This is a genomic window from Parvibaculum sp., from assembly GCF_035325945.1.
In the GTDB taxonomy this organism is placed as follows: domain Bacteria; phylum Pseudomonadota; class Alphaproteobacteria; order Parvibaculales; family Parvibaculaceae; genus Parvibaculum.
The window spans coordinates 29,021-32,092 of the sequence record NZ_DAOKYX010000032.1; the positions used below are offsets into that span (position 1 = coordinate 29,021).

Genomic DNA, 3,072 nt, shown 5'->3' on the forward strand with positions numbered 1-3,072 from the left:
GAGCAGGCTCACCGGCCTTGCAAGTAGAGTCGATTCCCCTGATATAGTCCCCTCGGGAGGCTGGCGGCGGACGGGTCCCTCGCCAATCCGGTCAGGTCCGGAAGGAAGCAGCCGTAACGAGTTCGGCTCGGGTTGTCCGTCCAGCCTCCCACCTTTCCTTGAAGGACGGTTCATGGACGACAGCGAGGAAAATCCGGCGCCGATCGCCGAGGAGCCGCATCGCCCGGACCCCGCGGATGAGCCGGGACTGGCCCTTCTGGGCGGCGAGGCGCGACCGCCCGCGCGCGCCCAGGCGGCCGGCTATCAGGTGCTGGCGCGCAAATACCGCCCGACCACATTCGACGATCTCGTCGGCCAGGAAGCGATGGTCCGCACGCTCTCGAACGCATTCGAGACGGGCCGCATCGCCCATGCCTTCATGCTCACGGGCGTGCGCGGCGTCGGCAAGACGACGACCGCGCGCATTCTCGCCCGCGCGCTCAACTATGAAAAACCGGGTGTCACCGGCCCCACGATCCATATGGACGGCTTCGGCGTCCATTGCGAGGCGATCATGGAGAGCCGCCATGTCGACGTCCTCGAAATGGACGCGGCCTCGCGCACCGGCATCGACGATATTCGCGAGATCATAGACAGCGTGCGTTATCTGCCCGTCTCCGCGCGCTACAAGGTCTACATCATCGACGAGGTGCACATGCTCTCGAAGGCCGCCTTCAACGGCCTTCTGAAGACGCTCGAGGAGCCTCCGGCGCATGTGAAGTTCATTTTCGCGACGACCGAGATCCGCAAGGTGCCGGTGACGGTGCTTTCGCGCTGCCAGCGTTTCGATCTGCGCCGTCTGAAGGTGGAGGAACTCACCTCGCTTCTCTCGCGCATCGCGACGAAGGAGCATGTGGAGGTGGAGGATGCGGCGCTGAAGCTCATCTCGCGCGCCGCCGACGGTTCCGCCCGCGACAGCCTCTCGCTTCTCGACCGCGCCATCGCGCATGGCAGCCAGATGGGCGAGGCGGTGATCCATGAGGCGGAAGTGCGCGACATGCTCGGCCTTGCAGACCGGGCGCGCATCTTCGATCTCTTCGATTTCGTGATGAAGGGCGACATTGCGGGCGCGCTGGGCGAGCTTCGCGCGCAATATGATGTGGGCGCCGATCCCGCTGTCGTGCTCTCCGATCTCGCCGACCTCACCCATTGGCTGACGCGGCTGAAGCTCGTCGCGGGCGCCGCCGACGATCTCGCCATGTCGGAGACGGAGCGTCTGCGCGGACAGGAGATGGCGGAGAAACTGCCGATCCGCGTGCTCGCCCGCACCTGGCAGATGCTGCTGAAGGGGCTCGTCGAGGTGCAGGGCGCGACGCGGCCCATCGCGGCGGCTGAAATGGTCCTCGTCCGCATCGCCTATGTGGCCGATGGTCCGGGGCCGGAAGAACTGATCGAGCAGTTGAAGAATGGCGGTGCGGCCTCGCGGCCCTCGCAGGGCGGCGGCGGTTCCGCGGCACCCTCGGGCGGCGGTCCGCGCGCCGAACTTCGCGCGGTCATGGGGGGCGGAATGGGGGCGGGCATGGGCGCGCGCCCTGGCCAATCCCCGCGCGAGGCCTATGATCCGGCGCCCGCAGCGATCGCGACGGCGGCGGTCGGTCCCAGCCTTCGCCGTTTCGAGGATGTAATCGCCCTTCTTGCCGAAAAGCGCGACATCAGGCTCAAGCACGCGCTCGAAACCGGCGTCCGTCTCGTTCGCTTCGAGCAGGGCCGCATCGAGATCAGGCTTCTCGATGGAACGCCCGGCAATCTCGCATCGGAACTTTCCGAGCGGCTGAAGCGCTGGACGGGCTCGCTCTGGGTCGTTTCGATCTCGCGCGAGGAAGGTGCGCCGACACTGCGCGAGCAGGCGATCACGCGCGAGGAAAAGCTGAAGGAGGAGGCGCGCGCCGATCCGCTGGTCAGGGCCGCGCTTGCGCATTTCCCCGGCGCCGAGATCGTCCATGTCCGCGATACTCGCGCCGAGGAAGTTGCAATGCCGCTTGCTGCGAGCGGCGAGGTCGTGCCCGCAAGCCACGACGATCTCGCCTCCGAAGAGTTCGAGCATGAGGATTACATGGCCTCCGACGAGTAGAGGCCCGGATTTGCCTATCCCCAATTTGTCATCAGAGTGAACGGACGAGTGACGTGAGAAATATCGGCGAGATCATGAAGCAGGCGAAGGCCCTCCAGTCGAAGATGGAGGGCATGCAGGCCGAGCTCGAGGCGCTGGAAGTGGAAGGCAGCGCCGGTGGCGGCATGGTGAGCGTCGTCATGACGGGCAAGGGCGTGGTGAAGCGCGTGATGATCGATCCGGGCCTGATGAAGCCGGAGGAGCGCGAAATCCTCGAGGATCTGATCGCCGCCGCCGCGAACGACGCCAAGGGCAGGGTCGAGAAGCTCGCCGCCGAGAAGATGCAGAGCATTGCGGGCGGCCTTCCCATTCCGCCCGGCTTCGGCCTTTGAGACGCGAATGTCCGTCACCGGCCCAGAAATCGAGCGGCTGATCCAGCTTCTGTCCAAGCTGCCGGGTCTCGGCCCGCGTTCCGCGCGCCGCGCCGTGCTCCAGCTCATCAAGAAGAAGGAGACGCTGCTCTCGCCGCTCGCCGCCGCCATGGCCGAAGCGGCGGAGAAGGCCTGCATCTGCTCGGTCTGCGGCAATGTCGATACGCACGATCCCTGCACCATCTGCCGCGATCCGCGGCGCGATCCGTCGATCCTCTGCATCGTCGAGGAGGTGGGCGATCTCTGGGCGCTGGAGCGGGCGGGTGTGCACAAGGGCCGCTACCATGTGCTCGGCGGTGTCCTCTCCGCGCTCGACGGCGTGGGCCCCAACGATCTCAATATCGGCGCGCTGGTCGAGCGCGTGCAGAAGGGCGAGATCAGGGAAGTGATCCTCGCCATGAACGCGACCGTCGATGGCCAGACGACCGCGCATTACATCACCGACCGCCTCGAAGGCACGGGCGTCGCCGTCTCGCGCCTCGCGCATGGCGTGCCGGTCGGCGGCGAACTGGACTATCTCGACGACGGAACGCTCGCCGCCGCCATGAAGTC

3 protein-coding genes and 1 other RNA gene are annotated in these 3,072 nt (G+C 66.5%); all 4 read left to right on the forward strand.

The genetic code is table 11. The features are described from left to right. Window positions 1-55 precede the first annotated feature (55 nt). Window positions 56-152, forward strand: an RNA gene (gene ffs / locus PKA57_RS13015) — signal recognition particle sRNA small type. Between the two features lie 20 nt (window positions 153-172). Continuing rightward, on the forward strand, window positions 173-2,110 hold the full coding sequence (locus PKA57_RS13020) for a DNA polymerase III subunit gamma/tau (protein ID WP_324301234.1): 1,938 nt from the start codon (window positions 173-175) through the stop codon (window positions 2,108-2,110). A 53-nt stretch (window positions 2,111-2,163) separates the two neighbouring features. After that, the gene (locus tag PKA57_RS13025) at window positions 2,164-2,481 is read left to right on the forward strand and encodes a YbaB/EbfC family nucleoid-associated protein (protein ID WP_324301236.1); all 318 of its coding nucleotides are present in this window, start codon (window positions 2,164-2,166) and stop codon (window positions 2,479-2,481) included. 7 nt (window positions 2,482-2,488) lie between these two features. Next, a partial coding sequence (gene recR, locus PKA57_RS13030) for a recombination mediator RecR (RefSeq protein ID WP_324301238.1) occupies window positions 2,489-3,072 on the forward strand: 584 nt, incomplete at its 3' end.

Coding starts and splice junctions, on each gene's coding strand:
- PKA57_RS13020 (WP_324301234.1), top strand. CDS start 173: ATGGACGACAGCGAGGAAAATCCGGCGCCGATCGCCGAGGAGCCGCAT.